Below are 19864 nucleotides of genomic sequence, written 5' to 3'. Positions count from 1 at the left end.
AAACTCCTAGTTACTTGTTTTGCATAGCCTTATGCAAAGCTTGTGCCAGTGTGTTTATCCCGGTGTTTTCAGTAGCTCTGCCAAGATTGGCGTGTTGTTTCCAAGCCTTGTCGTCCACTGCCGCCGTGGCTTCGGTGCCTTCAGGAGCAAGGCTGATGCGGCGTGCAGTGGTATCGATATTTTGTACTATCAGGGTGACGCTGTCGCCCTTGTCCAATTTGCTGTACTGACCGGAATTTTTGGCGTTCTTGATGACGCCTGCTGGCAAAAGACCAGTAATGCCGGGTGCGAGCGCGATGAAAAGTCCATGCGGGCTACGCCCGTCAACTGTTCCTTGCACAAGGGATCCTGCAGCAAAACGCTGAGCGGCGTCCTGCCAGGGATCACCCTCGGCTTCACGCAAACTCAGTGAAATACGGCGGGATTCGCTGTTGATGTCTTTGATTTTCACGGCGACAGTGTCGCCAACGTGAACGATCTCTTCAGGTTTTGTGACGCGTTTGGTCCACGACAATTCAGAGATGTGCGCCAGACCTTCAATTCCAGGCAGAATTTCAACAAAAACGCCAAAGGGGGCCAAGCGCACTACCCGCCCCTGCACAACGGCTCCGGACTCAAGCTTCTGGTCCACATCCTGCCAGGGATCGCCCTGGGCCTGTTTGCGTGAAAGGGAGATGCGTACCTGCCCTTTATCATTTTTACTGATGGAGAGCACTTTGGCGCGCACAATGTCACCCAGAGAGACAGCTTCGTCAGGAGCGCCCACGCGCGACCAGGAAAGCTCTGAAAGATGGATCATGCCTTCAACGGCCGAATCCAGCTCCATAAAAGCGCCAAAAGGTGCAAAGCGGGTTATTTTGCCTTCAACGGTGTCGCCAACGTTGAGTTTTTCAAGCAATACTTCAAGTTGCGCCTGCCGTTCACGGTCAAGAAGGGCCCTGTGGGAAACGACAATATTGCGCCCCCTGTTCTCAACCCTGATGACGAGGAACTGCAAGGTGCGTCCCACAAGGGAATCCGCTTCTTCAGTGGTGGCAAGACCAATCTGGCTGCCGGGACAGAATGCGGTTTTACCCATAACTTCAACAGAATAGCCGCCCTTGCAGGCGCCAGCGATGCGGCCCTCAACGGGCAAGCCCGCGTCGCGCGCTTCTTCCAGCGCAGCCACCCCGCTGCCGCTCATGGAGCGGGAAAGGCGGATTTCTTGTGATGAAACACCGATCACCCATGCTTCCACGGTGTCACCAGGGCCCGCGGTTTCCTTGCCTTCAGCGTCAAGGATTTCTTTTCGTTCCATAATGCCGTCAACCTTAATGCCCACGTCAACAAACACGCTGTCGCCTGTAATGGCGATAACGGTGCCTGTCACTTTCTGGCCAGTCTGAAGACGGTGTCCAGAAGTTTCATGGGCTGCCAGCATGGCGGCAAAATCCTCAACGCCTTCCTCCTGCATGGAGGCCGCGAACTTTTCCTCGGTCATATTTCCTGCTCCTTAAAGCTGGGCTTATTTGCTCAAGTTAAAAATTATACTTCATACGGATGCAGAAAACAACGATGTTTTGCTTGCTCCGGCACAAAATTACTCAATTATATTACATTGATAATTTTTTTCTTGTGGTTAAGGGGCGGGTTGGTCGTGATCTGCGCCCGGCCACAAGGGGACTACAGGTCAGGGGCGGAACAGGTTTCAACACTACAATTGCCTGATGTTCCCCCTATATATTAAAGGCCGCATCGCAGTCATGCGACACGGCCTTTTGCCTTGTCAGTATAGCTGGCCGAAATCTTTACAGGGCCTAGCTACTGGAACAGCTCTTTTTCTGGCACGGCGTGCTCAATGCGATCTTCAACTTCTATGCCTTTGGGGGGCGTAAAGGTAAAATCCGAAGCCTTCACATTCACATCAGGCGCAAAACGGGTGAAGCGGATTTCATTACTATTGCCATAAAAATCCAGTATGTTTGCCCTTTTGATATACCCTGTGTCGGGCTCAACCCATATAATGGCCTCAACCATTTGCGGGGCGGGCTCTTTGGGAAAAAGGCGCAGCTTGGCCAGGCCGTCTTCTTTGCCCTCGGACTTCACATCAAAATCCTTGGTCAGGGCGGCCTGCCCCGTGATTACCTGAATAATGCTCCGTGAATCCTGCACCAGAGTGAGAGGATAGCGGTACGCTATCGCTTCATCCGGCAGGTAGTTCCAGATTTCCTTGCCAGTGACCACGAGGGTTTCCTCATGGGGCTTGGCCGTCTGCCAATGGATAAGCAGCGGTTTTTTGAACAGCAGTTTACCCTGTCGTTTTTCAACAGAACCGCTTTCCTTGTGTGTGAGGGTCTGTTCAAAGTCGGCTGAAAATGAGCCGGTTTTTTCGTAGCGGGCCTGAATGGCCGCGGCCATATCAACAGCCGATGCCGGCACAGCCGGAACTATGGAAAAACTCAGGGCCAGGGCGACCACCAGTGCGCACATCTTACGCATACAACCTCCACAGCCCACCAGGGCTTTGACCACATGGCAAGAAACTGTAGTAAGAATTTTTACTGTCATTTTACGACCGCGCGGGGCTTGCTGCCGTCCGCCGGGCCGATGATGCCGTCGTGTTCCAACTGCTCCACCAGGCGCGCCGCCCGGTTGAAGCCGATCTTAAAGCGGCGCTGCACCAGGGATATGGACGCCCGGCCCTGCTCGCTCACGAAAACCTGTACCTCGCCATACAGCGGATCCTGGGCCGCATCACCACCACCGCCGTTTACGCCCCCCATGGCGGCATCCAGCCCCCATTGAGAAAAATCCACCTTATAGGACGGGCTTACATGGCGCTTCCAGTGGTTTACGACGTCCTGCACTTCCTCATCACTCAGGAAGGGGCCGTGCAGGCGTTGCAGCCGTCCACCACTGGGCTTGAACAGCATGTCACCCCGGCCAAGAAGATGTTCGGCTCCCACCTGATCAAGGATGGTGCGTGAGTCATGCTTGGAGGTCACCTGGAAGGATATGCGGCAGGGAAAGTTTGCCTTGATCAGGCCAGTGACGACATCCACGCTTGGCCTTTGCGTTGCCAGAATCAGGTGTATGCCTGCGGCGCGGGCCAGTTGCGCCAGACGTACGATGCTGGTTTCCACTTCGCGAGCGGCCGTCATCATGAGGTCAGCAAGTTCGTCAATGACAATGACCAGATAGGGCAAAGGCTCAAGGTCTGAAAAATCCGGAGGCAAGTCGTTCTTGTAAGCGGCAAGCTTTTGATTAAAGCCCGCGACGTTACGTACGCCAAGGCGCGCCATGGCCGCATAACGGCGATCCATTTCATGAACGGCCCAGTCCAGAGCGTTCTTGGCCTCGCTCATTTCCGTAACAACAGGATGCACCAAATGGGGTTCATCCGCATAAACAGCCATTTCGATGCGCTTGGGATCGATAAGCAAAAGTTGCATGTCCTGCGGCTGGGTACGGTAGAGCAAACTGACGAGAATGCCGTTAAGGCACACGCTTTTTCCAGCGCCTGTGGCTCCGGCCACAAGCAGGTGAGGCATGCGGGTCAGGTCGGCCATAAACGGCTTGCCGGCAATGTCCTTGCCAAGAATCATGGTCAGGGGGCCGCAACCGGTGCGAAAATCCTCGCAGGAGGCAAGTTCGCGAAAGTTTACGGTCTCGCGCTGCTCATTGGGGATTTCAATGCCAACGGTATCAGAGCCGGGAATAGGCGCCTGAATGCGAATGGCCACCGCCTTGAGCGCCAGCGCAAGGTCGTCTGTGAGGTTGGCTATGCGGCTCACGCGGATGCCAGGTGCCGGGCGAACTTCGAACATGGTAACAACCGGCCCGGGGGTTATGCGCACAAGTTCGCTTTGAATGTCAAAATCATTGAGGCAGGCCATGAGGGTCTGCCCTCTGGCCTGAAGGTCTTCACGGCTGAGTCCGCCCGCCTGGGGCGATGGCGGAGCCAGCAGATCAAGGCCAGGAAGCGGGATGGCAGCCTTTTTGCGAAATGGCGCAGTAATTTTGCCCACAAGTCCGGTCTTTGAGGACGGCTCCTGGGCGCGAGATGCGGCATGTCCGTCCTTGACCGCTGACGGCTCGGACGCAGCCTCGCTGTGCATGTCTTCTGTGGTGCTGCCGTAATCATCCGCAGCGGATTCGGCACGAGGCGGCTGGGCCGCCGAAGGCGTCCTGCCGGAGCGGCTTGCCCCCTGTACCAGCGGTTGGCCATTCAGATCCTGTGCGACAGCAAAAGGATCATCTTCCAGGTCTTGGCTGACGGGCGCCAACGGAACCGCCGGTTCGCGGTTGTTCTCCGCTGTTCTGGCAGAAGCCGGAGTTTTTTCGCCATCGGCGTCATAAACATCCGGCAACGAGTCCGCAGTGGGATGGATATCACCCAACTTGTCGCGCCACCGGGCCAAAAACGACCAGTCGGGCCAGGCAAATTTGAACTTTGATGCGGCAACCGCTTTTTCTTCCTGCACAGGAGTCAGGGTATGCTGCACTATTTCAGGCTGCACCTGCTGGCGGGCAGACTGCCCTGAACCCGACTTGCCGGTCTTGTTTCCGTTCTTGCCAGCGGCTTCTGCCTGAGAGGCCCCATCAGCGGCGGCCAACCTGGCTTCAAGTCGTTGGCGCAAAGCGTGAAGCAGCCGTCCGGCCAAACTGAACCAGGAGATGTTCCACGCCAGTTGCAGCCCGGCAAGAAAAATAAAAATCCAGACAATGGCTGAACCGCCAGGACTGAGGTAAAGGCTGGCATTGCGGTGCAGAGCGCTGCCGACCATGCCGCCGCCCCATACGTCACCAAAGGAAAAATCCCAGGCAGCGCCAGTGACGAGCAGGCAGATGGTCAGCAGAAAGAAGCCGCACCAGCGCCACCAGTGCAAGCCATAGGCAGGAGAAACGTAGGCCGCTCCCAGTGCGCCAAAAACCAATGGGCAAAGGAAGGCGGCCACGCCAAACACATCGTTGAGAAAGCCCGCAGTGTACGCGCCAAAAAGGCCAGCCTTGTTGTGCACTTCAACTGTTCCACTGACCACATGATTAAGGCTGGGGTCATTGGCGTCAAAGCTGAGCAGGCTGAGCAAAAGCAGCAATGCCCAGAAGAGCAAAAAAAGGCCAAAAAGTTCGCGGCTGAATTTATGGGCGTCCGTGGGGCTACCCTCCCGAACCGGTCATTATTCGCGGCCCAGGTATTCCTTGGAGCGGGTGTCCACTTTTACGCGGTCACCTTCGTTAACAAAAATGGGAACCTGAACAACAAGGCCAGTTTCGAGCTTGGCGGGTTTGGTGACATTGCTGACAGTGTCGCCCTTGGCGCCAGGCTCGGTTTCCACAACAGTCAGCACCATGCTTACTGGAATGTCTATGTCCAGCGGGCTGCCCTTGTAAAGCAGCACGCGGCATTCCTGACCGTCCTTCAAAAAGCCCTCTTTACCGTCAGTGGTTGCGAGGGACATTTGCAGCTGCTCGTATGTGGTCATATCCATAAAAATGAGTTCGTCATCCTGGCGATACAGGAACTGCATGTCGCGGGTTTCAAGATCGGGCTTGCCGACCTTTTCACCGGAACGGAAGGTGATGTCCTGCATGCGGCCAGTGAGAATGTTACGCAGCTTGGTGCGTACCATGGCGCCGCCCTTGCCGGGCTTGAAGTGCTGAAAGTCCACAATTTCGTAAGGGATGCCTTCGACTTCAATTTTAAGACCCTTGCGAAAATCCGTGGTTGAATACATAGTTACCTCCTACTTGTCGCCGCATATCGGCATAAACTGGCATTAAGGCCGGTCATTTGCCAACTGGGGCAAGAGCGGCTACCTTGTACGGAAGTGCTTTGAAGGAAATCACGATTCCGAACTGTAAATTTTTGCTGAAAATTGAGCACTTGTCAATACTCAACTCTCAAGTATCACATGAGGTTTTTATGGCTGTCAGCCTTACGCTGGAAAGCACGGCTTATACACTGGATCAGCTCACTACCCGTCCTGAAGCGCAGATAGCCCTTGCTGGCCGTTCCAATGTCGGCAAATCTTCACTTATCAATGCGTTGGCTGGCAGAAAAAAGCTGGCCAAGGTCAGTTCCACGCCCGGTAAAACCCGCTCTGTCAATTTTTACCTGGTGGAACCCTTGAATTTCTATCTTGTGGACCTGCCCGGCTATGGCTATGCCCGGGCCAGCCATAGTGAACGTGAAAAGTGGGCCAAACTGCTGGAACAGTATCTGGTTGAGTGCGCCAGTCTCAAAGCGCTTGCTCTGCTGCTCGACTGCCGCCTGACGCCCCAGCAGCTTGACCTGAATCTTGCCTCGTTTGCGCAGAGAAACCGCCTGCTCCTGGTGCCCATACTGACCAAGGCCGACAAATGCAATCAGCGTGAACGCTCGGCGCGCCAAAAGGAGTGGCAGGACATACTGGGCATCTGCCCCGTGCTGACCTCATCCAGCAGCCGTTTGGGCATTGATGCCCTATGGCGCGCACTGGCGCAGGCGGCAGGGGTTGAAGCGCCAATCATCAAGGCTCCGTAGCCTCCCCTGGCGGAAAATGCAGGAGTGCTCTACTCCGCCGCTTTTGCGCCCGGTTCCATATGAATGATGATACGTCCCAATTGCGGAATGCTCAGCCGTAATTGTTTTTCCAGGCGCATACACACTGTATGCGCCTCTTCTACATTTAATGCCGGGGCTATATCGCAATGAAAGGAGATGCAGATCCCCTGTTCCGGCACTTCGTAGACAGAAAATTTGTGCGGAGTTGTGACCAGCGGCTCCTTGGCAATGGCGATTTCAATCTCACGCCAGGCCATTTCCGCGTATGACAAAGACACAGAGGCTCCGTACGCCAGTGCGCAGGCGGCTCCTTCCGGTTCCAGGTGGCTCACCACTTCCATGCGCGGCATGGCGGCATGCAAAGCTTTTTCAAAATCCTTGACCCTGTCGTAGGCCTGAACAAAAGGCATGTCGCCGGGAAGCTCCACGTGCAGATCAATATGGCATATCTCAGACAAGCGGAGAATGTGCACGTTATGCACGGAAAGGCCATGATTCCAGGCTGTAAACTGCACCTGTGCAAAGGGATCGCAGTGTTTGTCTGCATCGGCGCTGTGCGGCTCCACATGGACGGTCACGTCCGCCCCTTCCAGCACCAGCTCCACGGCCTGCTCCGCTTCGTGTGCCAGACGGTGCCCTTCACTGACCTTTATGCCCGGCTCCACGCCGACAGTGAGGTCCACAAAGCTGGTGGGCCCACTGGAGCGCAGGCGCACATCACGGACATCGGTGATGCCCTTTACCCTGTTTACAGCCGCAATGACAGCCTGCTGCTCGCGTGTGGAGCCTGAGTCCATCAACGTGTCGACAGCCTGCATGGCCATGCGGACACTGGCGCGAAAAATTATCACCGCCACCAGCAGTGCGGCCACAGTGTCGGCCTGTACCAAAATCTTGTGCAGCGGGGCAGGCAGGCTGAGCGCAGAGGCCACCCATACCGCGAGCACCCCCACCAGCACCACTGCCGAAGATAATATATCTGTAGAAAAATGCAGGGCGTCTGCTTCAAGCGCCTGACTTTTATACTTTTGGGCCACCCGGCGCAGTATGCGCACCCTGTTCACATCAATGATGATGGAAAGCGCCATAACGCCAACACCCCATAACGATGGCGTCACAGGGCTTTCACCTGCCATCAGGCGTTGCACGCCCTCGTACACGACCCAGAAGCAGGTCAGGAATAAAAGCAGTGTTTCGGCAAGGGCAGAAAGATTTTCTATTTTGCCATGCCCATAGGGGTGACGCGCGTCGGCCGGTTTGGAGGCTATGCGTACCGCCGCCAGGGTCATGGCCGCTGCCAGAAGATCCAGCCCGCTGTGCAATGCTTCGGACAAAATACCGAGGCTGTTGGTGTGCAGACCAACAATAAGCTTGACGGAAGTAAGGGCAAAGGCGGCCCACAATGATACAAGCGCTGCGCGATTTTTTTCAGTACTGGCTTCCATGGGCACGGCCATGATGACTCCACTGGTAAAAAAAAGCCCCCGAAGGGGCTTTATTTTATTTGGTTACAACCACTTAAACCATTCTCGCCAAGAGCCTTGACGCTTTTGCCGCGTTTCTACAGCCTGCTCTTCTTTATAGTTGTGGTAGGCTGCCAGGCTTTTTTCTTTGGCATGTTCAGCCACTTCGGGCACGTCCGGGAAATCCTTTATAATGAATTCGTAGCGGTGCCAGGCAGGGCCGTACTTTTTCATGTGCCAGAAGACATCGGCGATGTAGAGTTCATGCTCCGCCATAAGCTTGCGGCAGGTAAGCATGTGTTCTTCTGCGCCCTTGGCGTACGGAGAATCAGGATACATCTGACGCAGCCTGTTGAAGTAATCGTAGGCTTCCTGAAGCTCGGTGGTCGCCCTGTCAACGGAGCGGAACTGCTTCATCAGGGACATGCCCGTCTGATACAGCACATAGGGTATGGCCTCATGCCTTGGATGCAGGGATTCAAAATCCTTGTAGCTTTCAGCGGCCAGCTCGTATTCCTCATCGAGGAAATAGGCGTCGCCCAATGACAGCTCTGCATCAATGGTATAAGGACTGAATGGATACGAATCGCGCAGTTTGTTGTACAGCTCCACGGCACGCACATAGTTTTTTTCACTCATGGCGTCGTTGGCGGCTTCAAAGATTTCTTGCGCGGTGTCTTCGGCTGGCGGAAGATAGATCATATCAATGATGCCGCAACCGGAAACCATGAGCATGCTCATGGCAAGCAAAATGGAGCGTAGCAGTTTTTTATGCATGGAGCTGTTCCAGGAAGACAAATGCCGCTTGTGCGGCGGTTGCGCCATCGCCGGCGGCAGTGATGACCTGGCGGCAAAGCTTGGAGCGAATGTCGCCAGCGGCAAAGATGCCGGGGATATTGGTGCGCATTTCCGTATCAGTCACAATAAAGCCCTGTGCATCAAGTTCAATGCCTTGCGGCAAAAAGTTTGTCACAGGCGCAAAGCCTACATAAATAAAAAGTCCGTCAACTGCTAGCTGTTTTTCCTGGCCAGTCTGAAGATTTTTAACGGTCAGGCCAGTCAGATGATCCTCGCCGTGCAACTGGGTAATGATGGAACTGCGTAAAAGGTCTACCTTGTCGGGCATGCTCTCAAGCCTGTCCTGATAAACCTTGAGCCCGCGGAAACTGTCACGCCTGTGAATGAGGTGAAGTTTACTCACTATCTTTGTAAGATACAGGCTTTCTTCCATTGCCGCATTACCGCCGCCAACCACAGCTACTGTCTGGTTGCGAAAGAAGTTGCCGTCACAAAGGGCGCAGTACGAAACGCCGCGCCCACGCAGCCTGTCTTCGCCTTCCAGGCCAAGTTGGCGGTGTTTGGCACCAGAACACACGAGCACCACTTTGCACAAGTAGTCTTCTTCAGCAGTATGCACGGCAAACTGACCCGCCGAACCGGAAATGGATTCAACCATTATGGCGGGTCGGTCTACCGTCAAACCTTCAAGATGTTCCGTAAAAAGATCGGCAAGCTCGTAGCCTTTGATGCCTTTGGGAAAGCCCGGATAGTTCTCCAGTGCCTCCGTCTGCAGCAGTTGACCACCGGAGGTCAGCCGCTCAGGCAAGAGAACGCTGCAGCCGGACCGCGCCAGATACATGGCAGCGGTAACGCCGGCAGGACCGCCGCCGATCACAACGGCATCATACGATTTCATGCCAGGGCCTTATTGTCGAGCAGGTCTTTCATGGCGGCCTTGGTTACAGCGCCAGTGATCTGTTCGATGGTTTCGCCATTCTTAAAAAGCACCAGTGTGGGGATAGCCCGTATGCCGAACTTTGTGGGGGTGGCGGGATTTTCGTCCACATTCATCTTAACGATGCGCACCTTGCCAGCATATTCGGTGGAAAGCTCATCAATAATGGGGCCAACCGCACGGCAGGGGCCGCACCAGGGTGCCCAGAAGTCAAGCAGAACCGGCAGATCGGACTTGAGGACAACACTTTCAAAGGTGGCATCAGTGACCTGTTCAGCCATTACCATACTCCTTAAGTTGCTATGTGTCGCCCCCCCATGCTGCAGGGCAGCGTGCAGGAGCGGAAAACTAGGGTTCGGGGTAAAAATTCCGAGACCTTTGTATTGACTAAGAGTAGTTTCCAACGACCTGACTGTCAAGACAATCTCATATTTCTGACGGGTCGTTGGCGGACTTTCAGCTGCGCAGCATATCATCCGGGACGATGCGCCCGCGCGGGATGGTTTCCATCTGTAAGGTGTGAAAATATCCTTCTTTTCCAATCAACCATCCAGCGTAGGCGATCATGGCCGCGTTATCGGTGCAAAGGTGTGGACTGGGAAAGAGCGCCCTGCCCCCCCTGCTTTCCATCAGATCTGCAATGCGTTGGCGCAACAACGAGTTACAGGCCACACCGCCTGCCAGAACCACAGTGTTCAGTTGCGGGTTTCTGTCCAGAGCTCTTTTTGTTTTTACGCAGAGCGTATCCACAACTGCCGCGTTAAAGGCGGCGCAGCAGTCTTTCAGCGCCTGGGGGGCTTCGTCCACCGAACAGAGGGGGCGTGGCCATGTGGCGGGTTGAAGCGTCTGCTGGATGTAGCTGCTGGCTGCCGTTTTCAGGCCGCTGAAACTGAAGTCCAGGTTGTCGTTATCAAGGTAGGGACGCGGAAAAACCACGCCGCCCGCTGTACCTTCGCACGCCAGTGCGTCCATGAGCCGCCCGCCAGGATATGCCAGGCCAAGCACTTTGCCCACCTTGTCAAAAGCCTCGCCAGCAGCGTCATCCAGCGTCCGCCCAAGAGTGACGCACTTCCAGGGTGCTTCCATGCGATAAAGATGGGTATGGCCGCCAGAAACTAGCAGCCCCAGGGCTGGGAAATCCAGCGGGTGCTCCAGCCCGACCGCAAGCAGGTGGGCATGAAGGTGATTGACGCCAAGCAGGCGCACCCCCAGACCGAGGGCAAGACCCTTGGCAAAGGCCACGCCCACCAGCAGGCTGCCGAGCAGTCCAGGCCCACGTGCCACGGCCACCAGATCAATATCTGAAGGCCTTTTTCCACTCCGGCGCATCAGGGCATCAAACAGGGAACCAATGTAGCGATAGTGTTCTCGCGAGGCCAATTCGGGCACCACGCCGCCAAACAGGGCATGCATGTCAGCCTGGGTGGCCAAAACGGAATGCAGCAGCCGCCCGTCTTCCACCAGGGCCAATGCGGTTTCATCACAGGAGCTTTCAACTCCAAGGCAAAGCATTATATGATCTCGCTTTTACAAATAAAAACCGGAGCCGCGGCAGGCGCGGCTCCGGCGTCACAACCACTTACTGGAAAGCAGCCTGGCTGGCGTGCCGGGCATAAATATTCTCCACAGCCTCCACATCCTTGGCAGAGCCTATGAACAGGGGCGTGCGCGCGTGCAGTCGGTCAGGCACCCTTTCAAGGATGCGCCCCCTGCCGTCACTGGCTTTGCCTCCGGCCTGTTCCGCAAGGAAAGCCAGAGGGGCGGCTTCACACATAAGGCGCAACTTGCCGTTGGGCTTATGAATGTTTGGCGGATACATGTAAATACCGCCATTGATGAGGGTTCGGTGAAAATCTGCGACAAGCGCACCCACATAGCGTGATGAATACGGTGTGCCGTCCGAAGTCTCACACCCGTGGAACCAGTTGACGGCTTCACGCGCGGGCGCGTCCCAGTTCTTCCAGTTGCCCTCGTTGACGGAATAGATGGAGCCCTGTTTGGGGATGCACATATTGGGGTGCGAAAGCAGAAATTCGCCCACGCCCGGGTCAAGCGTAAATCCGTGTACGCCCTGCCCCGTGCTGAGCACCAGCATGGTGGAGGGGCCATAGAGTATATACCCCGCAGCCACCTGCTTGAGGCCCGGCTGCAGCACTTCATCCAGGGTCACTTCGCCCGAATGTCCTTCCGGACGCCGCAAAATGGAAAAGATGGTGCCCACATTGATATTCACGTCAATATTGGAGGAACCATCAAGGGGGTCAAAGATGAGAATGTAATCGCCTCGCGGGAATTCAGGGCTGACGCGGATAAGCTCAGCCTCTTCCTCTGAACTCATGGCGCACAATGCGCCACAGCGTTCCATGCGGTACAGCAAGATGCGGTTGGCGATGGTGTCCAGCTTTTGCACGTTCTCGCCCTGCACGTTAACTTCTCCCGTGCCGCCGAGAATATCCAGGAGCCCTGCTTTGTTGATACGGCGGGAGATGCTTTTTCCCGAAAGAATGAGATCGTACAGCAATCCGGTAAATTGTCCGGTGGCCTGTGGAGTGCGCTTTTGGTGCAGCAGCAGATGTTCCGTGACCGTGATGTCAGCCATATGGCCTCCTGCAACAGAGAATAGTTCTGTAGACATAAAACTTGCGCCGCCCCGGGGCGGCGCAAGTTTGTATTGATATGCGTCAGTTCCGAGGCCCAAAGGGACTTGGACGCCCGCCCGGCAAAACATCCGGCGCGGCTGCGCCGCTCGGTGACTCGTCAGGCTTGGCCGAACTTTTGGCGGTGTCGGCCGGGGCCGTACTTTCTGCGGGTGCAGACGACTCCTGCTTTTGAGGCGCGGCTTTTTCAGTCGGCGCTTCCGGCTTGTCAGTCGCCGCGGCAGGCTGGCCCTCAGTGGAACCGGAGGGTGAAGCTTCAGGCTTCACGTCAGCGGCCTTATCCTTGGATTCGCCAGTGTCACGCGGGCCAAAGGGGCTTGGTGCGACAACGCGAGGCTGTTCTTCACGCGGGCCAAAGGGGCTTGGCGCGACGACTCTGGGCATATCCGCTTCCGGACCCCCAAGTCCGCCAGGTCTGGCTTGCGGCATGGCCTTGGGCCTTTGAGCCCTTTCCACGGGGACATTCTCGCCTTCAAGCTGGCGTTCCTGAACTTTGGCTTTTTCAGATCTTTTGTTTTTGAGCAAAACACTGTCGCCGCTGCCAGGCTGGATGTCGTGGGAAGGCCCGCCCGCAGTCTGTGCAGACGGCTGCCCAGAAGCGTTGACGGCATCCCCGGGTGTGGGCATGGCGACGGCGTCGGGGCCCAGTTTTTTGCTTTTGCGCTCAGGCTGCGGCGGCGGAGGAAGTTTGGGGCGCTCCTTGGGGAAGAAGGCCAGGCCCTGCTCCACACCGCCGTTGCCTTCAGGGAAAGTGCCCTTTTCAGCCACAGCGAAAATCAGAGGCAAATTGCCAAGATAGCGCACCATGTAATAGAACGTGCCGTTTACGTTGGTGCACGTGCCGGAAGAGCTTTTTGTGACAACCTCATCCCAGTTCACACCAGCCAGGGGCGTGGCGGCAAAGTCATACTTTCCTGGCCACAACAGCGCGTTGGGGGAAAGGATGACCACATTTTGCGAACTGCTGGAATACTGCATGAGGGCACGCATATCAAAGTAGGTAGCGACCACGCCAAGAAAGTCGACGCCGTCATACAGGGGAGCGGCAAGCAAAATCTCCGGCCCCAGCGGCGAGGGCTGAACATCGGCACGAAGAGCACGGGTGCTCTGCTTTTTGTCTTCGTACAGCAAGGGAATGAAATCCAGCTGCTTCATGGGGTTTGCAGGTTCCTGCCCAAGGATGGTGCCGTCGTACTTTACGCCGGCAAAACCGCTGACCCAGGGAAAATTGCTGAAAAATGCAGCGATCCAGTCACGAGTCGGGGGCTTGTCGGCATTGAGCATGACGCGTTCAAGGCGGCTCAGTTCCACGTCAACCCCCATCATGCTGTGGGTCAGAGCCAGAGCTTGCGGTGAAAGTTCGCCTTTTTCGTCATAGTCCACCGAGGCTGGCGGGCTGACATAGGTGTTCCAGAAGCCCTTGGTAGACTTCCAGGCATTTTTGGTTGGCTGGTACGAACTGCATCCTGTAACCAGAAATGCAGCGGTAACCAGCATGAGTATGGTCCGCAGATATGATTTGAACACCGTATTCTCCCTCAGCTTTAGAACAGTCCGCACGCAATCGTCATCTGTTCTGCGCGAATGGTAAAAACCACCAGACAAAGATCAGCCGCTTTGCCTCTGGCTGCATATAATGCGAAATCGGCCTTGATAATGGTTTAGCTGTGCGCCCTGGCCTCGACCCGTTCGGCCAAGGCTTCGAGCATACTAATGAGTTTATCCTTGCCGGTAGATCCCCCTGCCTCGGCGGGCTCCTGCGTTTGTTCCGCAGGCGGCGCGCTGCCCAGACGCGCGTTCAGCGTGGCTATACGCTGCCGCAGATCAGCACTTTCTTCCGGCGCGGTGGCCGCAGCGGCCAACTCATGATAAATATCCAGCGCTCCCTTGATGTCTCCCTGTTCTGCCAGCACTTCGGCCATTGAACGCGTCCGCAGCGAAAAACGCTCCTCACTGTCGTCAGCTTCTTCACCGGATTGCACGGTGCCGCCTGTTGCGTTTTCCACGATCGGCTCTGCAGTACGGTCAAGAGGACTCTGCAAGGCAGCCCCCCCAGCGTCATCGCTGGACAAGCGTGCCGTTATGGAATGCAGGGGCGCTTCCAGCGACGCGCCATCCTCGACGTCATCAGGATCAAACGTATCCAGTTTTTCATGGACAAGGTGGTCGGCTGCCACAGGGTCAGTGCCGGGGTCTTCGTGCGCCAGAAGCTCGTGCGCAGGATGCTCGTACGACCGCCGCGCGGCAGAGATGGCATCGGCATCGTCCTGCGATTGAGGGGGCGTATGGCTACGGGCAGAATCTTCAAGTGGAGCTTGAAGTTTCTTGGGTTCCCCCATTGTGGGGCCGCGTGTGTCAGGCCCCGCCGCGCTGTGCCCGAGCAGACTGTTGACGCCCTGATCCAGCACTTCACGCAACGACACAGGGCCTTTGGCAAAATTGAGGGCTAGAAACCGCATGACGGCAGCTGTGTCCGGGGATTGGCCTGAGGTCAGGGTGGAGGCGGCCCATGCCTGCCAGAACCCTGAATAGGCCGTGAACATACGGCTGAGTTTCTCAACCTGGGCCTCGCAAGAGTTTTGCTGGCCCGTTTTATAAAGCAGTTCGATCAGAAAGAGTCTCGCTTCAAGAAACTCGTCATGGCGTGCCAGGCCCTGCTCCAAAACGGCCACAGCCTCATCTAAGTGCCCTTCTTCCACCAGCAGTCGCGCCAGAGGAAAAAAAACCTTCGAGTTGGGCTCAAGCTCCAGAACTTCTTTATACCATTGAATTTTTTCCGTCATATATTACGGCTCCCGATGGGGTTTGGCCGATGCGTCGAAGAGGTAGAGCACCTCATTGTCTCGCACATAGTGCAGGCGCTGCCGGATCACTTTTTCCACATATTGGTTGTCAGACTGCAGGAGGCGGATTTCACGGCTTAGAGCCATGTTTTCCTTATCCAGGTCAGCTATCTGTTTTTCCAGATCGGCATATTGTTTTTTGAGTTCACGATATTCAAGCAGACCCGTAGGCCCCCATACCGTACGGCTGAAAAGCACGATGCTTATGAGGCCAAGCACTACAAGAATAAAGGAACGCCAGAACATTACTGCAACAGCCGTTTGTTTTGGGGCTTTCCTTTGCGGGAAAGCTTGAGTTCAGCCAAAAAGGTAGCCGTGGCGTTTTCAAGGCGCTGCACGTCCTCTTCGGCAAGTTTCATCTGATCCACCTGTGCAAGGTAATCCTTTAGCGAATTGAGTTCCATATCAAAGTAACGCCCCCAGACCCCGGCTCGCATGTCGGGCTCCAGTTCCAGAATGGTCTGGATGCAGTTTTTGAGGCGTATCTGCAACGTACTCATACTTTGTCGGAATCCTTACGCGCCTGTGTGCGGCGGTAAAAATCATAGCAGTAATTGGAGCCTGAGATGAGGGCCAGTGCCAGCGCTGCATACAAAAGCCACTCGCCAATGGGGCTGAGATCCATCCCCCATAGCGGATAATGCAGAATGAGCGGCACGATGGCAAAAATTTGCAGAATGGTTTTGGCTTTGCCGAACTTGTCAGCGGCAAGCACTATTCCTTCATCAATGGCTATGGTGCGCAGGCCGGTGACCACCAGTTCACGGCAGACCATAATGATGACAACCCAGGCCGGGGCCCAGCCAAGTTTTACAAACATGATAAGAACGGAACAGATAAGTACTTTATCTGCCAAGGGATCAAGAAATTTGCCCATGCTTGTGACCATGTTGGAACGGCGGGCAACGTAGCCATCGGCCCAGTCGGTCAGCGAAGCGAAAATAAAGGCCAAGGCAGCGAGTTTACAGGTAACCGGTCCCTCAAAATACAGCAGTAAAACTACCAGAGGGGTCATAAGAATACGTAATAGCGTAATTTTATTAGCAAGATTAAGCATGTAGTTCTTTTTGACGCTCCCCGAGATTTTTTGTCCAAATAACATAAAAGCAAACAGGAGAAAAGAAGAAAAAACTCCCCTGCCTGGGCGCTTGAGGCCGGCAGGGGAGTTTAATTTTTTTAGGCGCTACAGGCTCAATGGGGTTTCGCACGTATCAGCAGTACAAAACAACCTGCAAAGAACGCAGAAACAGAACCTGCATAGTTTCTGACAGCCGCTGCGTGTTTCAGACAGCGGCTCAATGGCTATGCATGCGTGGAAGCCAGGGCTTCCACGCTGGTGTCGCAGGCAGAGGCAATGGCGTCGGCCAACTGCAAAAATGCTGTCTTGGCCGGGCTGTCTGCTTCAAGATACACAACAGGCACGCCGCGATCGGCCGCCACCACGGTAGTGGGATCCAGAGGCACCGCGCCCAGAAACTTCAGCGCATACCGTTTGGCAAGTTCTTCACCGCCGCCCTTTTTGAAAAGGTCTATTTCCTGATGGCAATGCGGGCAGATCAGGCCGCTCATATTTTCCACTACGCCCAGTATGTTTGAATTGGTGTACTGCAGAAAATTGATGGCTTTGCGCACATCGGCCAGTGAAATTTCCTGGGGCGTCGTCACCACCACACACAGCGCATCGGGGATGGACTGCATGACGGTCATGTGCTCGTCGCCTGTTCCTGGAGGCGAGTCAATGAGCAGAAAGTCGAGATCCCCCCACTTAACGTCCGAAATGAACTGGCGTATGGCGGCCGTCTTTTTGGGGCCACGCCACAGGATTGCCTGATCCTTGTCCTGCAGCAGGGAGTCCATTGAGATGACGGCGAGATTTTCATTATAGGCTGCGGGCAGCATGAGCTCGCCAGCCGGATCCATTTCAACCGTGCTGGTGAGGCCAAGAAGATTGGGAACGCTCGGGCCGTGCATGTCCACATCAAGGATGCCGACCTTGAACCCACGTCGGGCCAAAGCGGCGGCCGTATTGACGGTAACCGAGCTCTTGCCTACCCCGCCCTTGCCGCTCATGACAAAAATCTTGTGTCGGATGTGCCCTAGCCTGTCGGCTATAATCTTGTCCTGCATGGCTGCAGGATCAATGCACTTTCCATCGCCACCCTTGCCCGTTGAACTGGGACAGGAAGAAGACGAGGAACAGGAGGAACAGGAAGCCATGATATCTCCTTACTTTTGACGGGCACCTGTATGGCTACCAGCCGTGGTCGCCCACCAGGTCCACAAAAATGGCGGGGCCCATATCTTCACTTACCATGCGTCCCTGTTCTTTGCGCAGGCGCATAAGCCTTTGCGCGCGAGGACGCGGCCCCACAGGAATAAGCAAAATGCCGCCTTCATCAAGCTGATCCGTCAGGGGGCGCGGCACTTCCGGCCCGCCTGCCGTAACAATAATCCGGTCAAACGGGGCAGCCTCAGGCATCCCGAGGGTGCCGTCTCGCCGCTGCATGTGAATGCCGCGAAGCCCCAGCTGCCGCAAGAGGCTTGCGGTGCTTTGATACAGTTCGCGCAGCCGTTCCACCGTAAAAACCGTGCAGCCCATGGTCGCCAGTATGGCCGCCTGATAGCCGGAACCCGTGCCTATCTCCAGTACCCGCATGCCTCTGCGTAGTTCCAGAAGCTGGCTCATCAGAGCCACAACATAAGGCTGGGAGATGGTTTGTCCATAGCCTATGGGAAGGGGCGTATCTTCATAAGCCTGGACCCGCAGGGCCTCCTGCACAAAAAGATGTCGCGGGACGGCGCCCATGGCGGCCAAGACCTCCGCGTCGGTGATGCCTCTGGCTTCAAGTTGCTCGCGCACCATGCGCCTCCGCAGACGTTTGGGGTCCACCGGGGAGGCTGCCGCGCGCTCTGGCGCTCTTATGCCTGGATGTCTGCTGTTTTGCATACTGCGGAAGTGAAAACAGATTTTTACCCTCAAGTCAATGCACGCTACGGCCCCGCGCGACTTTATAAATGTTCCAGACTTTTCCTTGAAAATTGGCGGCCTTTATGCAAGGCTTTTCCCTGAGCTTAATGAGGAGCCTGCAATGCGAAAGAAAAGTATGTTTTCAACTGTGCTTGGAGTTCTTGTGTTGGTCGTTCTAGGAGTGGGCGGCTATACTTTTTTCAAGGACCTTGAAGGTCCCATTATTGAAGTTTCTCCCAGCACAGGCAGAGTGTCCCCCGTCAGTGTGCTTAAGATCAATATGCAGGATGTTTCAGGAATCAGATCTGTTACTGTCGGCGTGAAAAAAAATAACGTGCTCAATGTTATTTTTAACAAACACTTTGATCAATACCTGCCTGAACGTACTGTTGAAGTGTCCTTCAAGGACGCCAACCTTCGTGAAGGCGCCTTTGACCTCGAAATACGCGCCACTGACGGCTCGCTTGCCGGCTTTGGCCAGGGCAATACCCGCACGCTGCAGCTTCCCATGCGCCTTGATACCCAGCCCCCGCGCATTTCGGTCAAAACACTGCCCCCCAATGTGCGCCGTGGGGGCGCTGCCGTTGTCCGCTACACCATCGATAAAGAGGTGACCAGCAGCGGCGTCCTTGTGGCCGGCTATCTTGTTCCTGGCTACCTGCAAAAAGACGGCAGCTACGTCTGCTTTTTCCCCTATCCGTACACTATGACGGCCAAAGATTATAAAAACAGTGTGGAAATCACCGCCACTGACCTTGCGGGCAATGTGACCAAAAGCCGTTTGACGGTCATGGCCTTTGAGCGGGTTTTCAAAAGCGACAGTCTTGAACTGACCGACAATTTTTTGCTGAGCGTGGAGGGCAAGTTGCGCCATCTGGCTCCCAATGCAGCCAACCCTCTTGAATGCTACATGTATATCAATAATCAGGTGCGGGCCGCCAACGTTGAGGACTTGCGCAACATAAGCAAAGACTCTGCCTCGGCCATGCTGTGGAGCAGCGTTTTTACACGCATGCCCCGCTCCGCCCCGCGCGCGGGTTTTGCCGACCACAGATTTTACAGTTATCAGGGCAAGCAGGTTGGCGAGTCCTACCATCTTGGCTTTGACCTTGCGTCCATACGTAACGCCGAAGTGCCCGCCGCCAACAGCGGACGGGTCATTTTTAGCGGCGAACTCGGCATCTATGGCAATATTGTGGTGGTTGATCATGGTCTGGGGCTTATGTCCCTCTACTCCCACCTCAATGATTTTACAGTAAGGGCTGGCGATGTGGTGCAAAAGGGGCAGCTCCTCGGCCATACCGGCACCACAGGCCTTGCGTTTGGCGACCACCTGCACTTTGGAATGATGGTGGGCGGGGTTGAGGTTACGCCTCTGGAATGGCTCGACGCCAAGTGGATCCGCGACAATATCACCGACAGACTTGATGCCTCGATGGCTCAGCAATAACCCACAGCCAGCAGAGCGCCGCGCCCATTTTTCAGCCAAGCAATGATTGAAAAATGAGCGCGGCGCTTCTTTTTTTGTAACGTGGGGCTTGTCTTTGTCGCCCCTTGCAGTATATCCTGAATCTATAGCTGGAAAATATTTCGCTTTTCCTTTAAACAGGAATCATTCTTTGATGAAAGGCGATATCTTGTCTCTCCCACAAACACACAGAAATGTGAGGAC

General features: G+C 55.4%; 19 protein-coding genes. 2 read left to right on the top strand and 17 right to left on the bottom strand.

Going from position 1 to position 19864, the window contains the following annotated elements:
• Window positions 1-10 precede the first annotated feature (10 nt).
• From RBR41_RS02165 to efp, 4 genes are all read right to left on the bottom strand, one after another.
• Entirely contained in the window at window positions 11-1480 is a 1470-nt protein-coding gene (locus RBR41_RS02165) for a 30S ribosomal protein S1 (protein WP_320350638.1), read from the bottom strand.
• A gap of 320 nt (window positions 1481-1800) precedes the next feature.
• Window positions 1801-2469, bottom strand: a complete 669-nt coding sequence (lolA, locus tag RBR41_RS02160) for an outer membrane lipoprotein chaperone LolA (RefSeq protein WP_413785123.1) — start codon at window positions 2467-2469, stop codon at window positions 1801-1803.
• A 74-nt stretch (window positions 2470-2543) separates the two neighbouring features.
• Window positions 2544-5093 carry a DNA translocase FtsK gene (locus tag RBR41_RS02155; RefSeq protein ID WP_413785120.1) on the bottom strand — a complete coding sequence of 850 codons (2550 nt, stop codon included), beginning with the start codon at window positions 5091-5093 and terminating at the stop codon, window positions 2544-2546.
• Window positions 5094-5159: 66 nt separating this feature from the next.
• Complete coding sequence (gene efp / locus RBR41_RS02150; protein WP_291302594.1) at window positions 5160-5717, bottom strand: elongation factor P; 558 nt, start codon at window positions 5715-5717, stop codon at window positions 5160-5162.
• 188 nt (window positions 5718-5905) lie between these two features.
• Between efp and yihA the strand changes: the two genes are divergently transcribed.
• Window positions 5906-6505, top strand: a complete 600-nt coding sequence (gene yihA, locus RBR41_RS02145; protein ID WP_320350634.1) for a ribosome biogenesis GTP-binding protein YihA/YsxC — start codon at window positions 5906-5908, stop codon at window positions 6503-6505.
• Window positions 6506-6534: 29 nt separating this feature from the next.
• On the opposite strand, the gene RBR41_RS02140 is transcribed toward yihA, so the two are convergent.
• The 13 genes from RBR41_RS02140 to RBR41_RS02080 form a co-directional block, all read right to left on the bottom strand.
• Window positions 6535-7983: a cation diffusion facilitator family transporter gene (locus RBR41_RS02140; protein ID WP_320350632.1), complete on the bottom strand. Its 1449-nt coding sequence runs from the start codon at window positions 7981-7983 to the stop codon at window positions 6535-6537.
• A gap of 51 nt (window positions 7984-8034) precedes the next feature.
• Window positions 8035-8766, bottom strand: coding sequence for an outer membrane protein assembly factor BamD (locus tag RBR41_RS02135; RefSeq protein WP_320350630.1), 732 nt, complete (start codon window positions 8764-8766; stop codon window positions 8035-8037).
• Window positions 8759-9685, bottom strand: coding sequence for a thioredoxin-disulfide reductase (gene trxB / locus RBR41_RS02130; protein WP_320350628.1), 927 nt, complete (start codon window positions 9683-9685; stop codon window positions 8759-8761). The genes RBR41_RS02135 and trxB overlap by 8 nt, the downstream gene beginning before the upstream one ends.
• Entirely contained in the window at window positions 9682-10005 is a 324-nt protein-coding gene (gene trxA, locus RBR41_RS02125) for a thioredoxin (protein WP_179981628.1), read from the bottom strand. Before trxA ends, trxB begins: the two co-directional genes overlap by 4 nt.
• Before the next feature lie 175 nt (window positions 10006-10180).
• Entirely contained in the window at window positions 10181-11236 is a 1056-nt protein-coding gene (tsaD, locus tag RBR41_RS02120; RefSeq protein ID WP_320350627.1) for a tRNA (adenosine(37)-N6)-threonylcarbamoyltransferase complex transferase subunit TsaD, read from the bottom strand.
• Between the two features lie 67 nt (window positions 11237-11303).
• Entirely contained in the window at window positions 11304-12323 is a 1020-nt protein-coding gene (gene fbp / locus RBR41_RS02115; protein WP_320350625.1) for a class 1 fructose-bisphosphatase, read from the bottom strand.
• Between the two features lie 82 nt (window positions 12324-12405).
• The gene (locus tag RBR41_RS02110) at window positions 12406-13908 is read right to left on the bottom strand and encodes a hypothetical protein (protein ID WP_320350623.1); all 1503 of its coding nucleotides are present in this window, start codon (window positions 13906-13908) and stop codon (window positions 12406-12408) included.
• A 134-nt stretch (window positions 13909-14042) separates the two neighbouring features.
• Complete coding sequence (locus RBR41_RS02105; protein ID WP_320350621.1) at window positions 14043-15164, bottom strand: tetratricopeptide repeat protein; 1122 nt, start codon at window positions 15162-15164, stop codon at window positions 14043-14045.
• Between the two features lie 3 nt (window positions 15165-15167).
• Window positions 15168-15470 (bottom strand): FtsB family cell division protein, encoded by a 303-nt coding sequence (locus RBR41_RS02100; RefSeq protein ID WP_179981633.1) that lies wholly within the window; start codon window positions 15468-15470, stop codon window positions 15168-15170.
• Entirely contained in the window at window positions 15470-15724 is a 255-nt protein-coding gene (locus RBR41_RS02095; RefSeq protein ID WP_320350618.1) for a hypothetical protein, read from the bottom strand. Before RBR41_RS02095 ends, RBR41_RS02100 begins: the two co-directional genes overlap by 1 nt.
• A complete protein-coding gene (gene pgsA / locus RBR41_RS02090; RefSeq protein WP_320350617.1) occupies window positions 15721-16281 on the bottom strand; it encodes a CDP-diacylglycerol--glycerol-3-phosphate 3-phosphatidyltransferase in 561 nt (186 codons plus the stop codon). The genes RBR41_RS02095 and pgsA overlap by 4 nt, the downstream gene beginning before the upstream one ends.
• Before the next feature lie 245 nt (window positions 16282-16526).
• On the bottom strand, window positions 16527-17441 hold the full coding sequence (locus RBR41_RS02085; RefSeq protein WP_320350615.1) for an Mrp/NBP35 family ATP-binding protein: 915 nt from the start codon (window positions 17439-17441) through the stop codon (window positions 16527-16529).
• A gap of 34 nt (window positions 17442-17475) precedes the next feature.
• Window positions 17476-18087, bottom strand: a complete 612-nt coding sequence (locus RBR41_RS02080; RefSeq protein ID WP_320350614.1) for a protein-L-isoaspartate(D-aspartate) O-methyltransferase — start codon at window positions 18085-18087, stop codon at window positions 17476-17478.
• Window positions 18088-18313: 226 nt separating this feature from the next.
• Here RBR41_RS02080 and RBR41_RS02075 point away from each other — a divergent pair, with 226 nt between their 5' ends.
• Window positions 18314-19642 carry a M23 family metallopeptidase gene (locus RBR41_RS02075; RefSeq protein WP_320350612.1) on the top strand — a complete coding sequence of 443 codons (1329 nt, stop codon included), beginning with the start codon at window positions 18314-18316 and terminating at the stop codon, window positions 19640-19642.
• Window positions 19643-19864: the final 222 nt, after the last annotated feature.

This window comes from Desulfovibrio sp., from assembly GCF_034006445.1.
Taxonomy (GTDB): Bacteria; Desulfobacterota; Desulfovibrionia; order Desulfovibrionales; family Desulfovibrionaceae; genus Desulfovibrio.
The sequence above is the reverse complement of the archived record's forward strand: the minus strand, read 5'-3'. Positions and strand labels throughout refer to the sequence as shown.

Bases quoted from the DNA above. Each gene is read 5' to 3' on its own strand.
- RBR41_RS02165 (WP_320350638.1), bottom strand. From the start codon at position 1,480: ATGACCGAGGAAAAGTTCGCGGCCTCCATGCAGGAGGAAGGCGTTGAG.
- lolA (WP_413785123.1), bottom strand. From the start codon at position 2,469: ATGTGCGCACTGGTGGTCGCCCTGGCCCTGAGTTTTTCCATAGTTCCG.
- efp (WP_291302594.1), bottom strand. From the start codon at position 5,717: ATGTATTCAACCACGGATTTTCGCAAGGGTCTTAAAATTGAAGTCGAA.
- yihA (WP_320350634.1), top strand. From the start codon at position 5,906: ATGGCTGTCAGCCTTACGCTGGAAAGCACGGCTTATACACTGGATCAG.
- RBR41_RS02140 (WP_320350632.1), bottom strand. From the start codon at position 7,983: ATGGCCGTGCCCATGGAAGCCAGTACTGAAAAAAATCGCGCAGCGCTT.
- RBR41_RS02135 (WP_320350630.1), bottom strand. From the start codon at position 8,766: ATGCATAAAAAACTGCTACGCTCCATTTTGCTTGCCATGAGCATGCTC.
- trxB (WP_320350628.1), bottom strand. From the start codon at position 9,685: ATGAAATCGTATGATGCCGTTGTGATCGGCGGCGGTCCTGCCGGCGTT.
- trxA (WP_179981628.1), bottom strand. From the start codon at position 10,005: ATGGCTGAACAGGTCACTGATGCCACCTTTGAAAGTGTTGTCCTCAAG.
- tsaD (WP_320350627.1), bottom strand. From the start codon at position 11,236: ATGCTTTGCCTTGGAGTTGAAAGCTCCTGTGATGAAACCGCATTGGCC.
- fbp (WP_320350625.1), bottom strand. From the start codon at position 12,323: ATGGCTGACATCACGGTCACGGAACATCTGCTGCTGCACCAAAAGCGC.
- RBR41_RS02105 (WP_320350621.1), bottom strand. From the start codon at position 15,164: ATGACGGAAAAAATTCAATGGTATAAAGAAGTTCTGGAGCTTGAGCCC.
- RBR41_RS02100 (WP_179981633.1), bottom strand. From the start codon at position 15,470: ATGTTCTGGCGTTCCTTTATTCTTGTAGTGCTTGGCCTCATAAGCATC.
- RBR41_RS02095 (WP_320350618.1), bottom strand. From the start codon at position 15,724: ATGAGTACGTTGCAGATACGCCTCAAAAACTGCATCCAGACCATTCTG.
- pgsA (WP_320350617.1), bottom strand. From the start codon at position 16,281: ATGCTTAATCTTGCTAATAAAATTACGCTATTACGTATTCTTATGACC.
- RBR41_RS02085 (WP_320350615.1), bottom strand. From the start codon at position 17,441: ATGGCTTCCTGTTCCTCCTGTTCCTCGTCTTCTTCCTGTCCCAGTTCA.
- RBR41_RS02080 (WP_320350614.1), bottom strand. From the start codon at position 18,087: ATGGTGCGCGAGCAACTTGAAGCCAGAGGCATCACCGACGCGGAGGTC.
- RBR41_RS02075 (WP_320350612.1), top strand. From the start codon at position 18,314: ATGCGAAAGAAAAGTATGTTTTCAACTGTGCTTGGAGTTCTTGTGTTG.